This is a genomic window from Aquimarina hainanensis (assembly GCF_042684685.1).
Classification (GTDB): Bacteria; Bacteroidota; Bacteroidia; order Flavobacteriales; family Flavobacteriaceae; genus Aquimarina; species Aquimarina hainanensis.
This window is the reverse complement of record NZ_JBHULX010000016.1, coordinates 1-521: the sequence shown is the minus strand read 5'-3', so window position 1 is coordinate 521 and position 521 is coordinate 1. Positions and strand designations below refer to the sequence as shown.

The 521-nt window shown below is 49.1% G+C and carries 1 protein-coding gene; it reads right to left on the bottom strand.

Features of this window, described 5'->3' with window-relative positions:
* Positions 1-521 (bottom strand): Ig-like domain-containing protein (locus ACFSTE_RS09525; protein ID WP_378298115.1); only part of this gene is annotated, 521 nt, incomplete at both ends.

Sequence of the window (521 nt, the reverse complement as noted above, 5' to 3'; positions counted from 1 at the left end):
GTAGGCGCGACTGTATCAATTGTTAATTCCCCGGAAGTGGTATCCGTAGCCGTATTACCAGCTGTATCCGTGGCTGTAGCCGTTACATCATAGGTCCCGTCAGGGCTGATCTCATTACCCGCTGGAATTGTTAAACTCCAGGTATTGTCGCCATTGTCTACCAGGTTTCCGTCTCCTTCGCTATAGGTAATCCCATCTACCGTTACTGTTAAACTGTCTGAAGAATCCGCTGTACCTGTGATCACCGGGGTGGTATCATTGGTGGTCTGACTAACCACTGTTGGAACTGTAGGCGCGACTGTATCGATGATCAGTTCCCCGGAAGTGGTATCCGTAGCCGTATTACCAGCTGTATCCGTGGCTGTAGCGGTTACATCATAGGTCCCGTCAGGACTGATCTCATTGCCCGCTGGAATCGTTAAACTCCAGGTATTATCGCCATTGTCTACCAGATTCCCGTCTCCTTCGCTATAGGTAACTCCATCTACCGTTACTGTTAAACTATCTGAAGAATCCGCTGT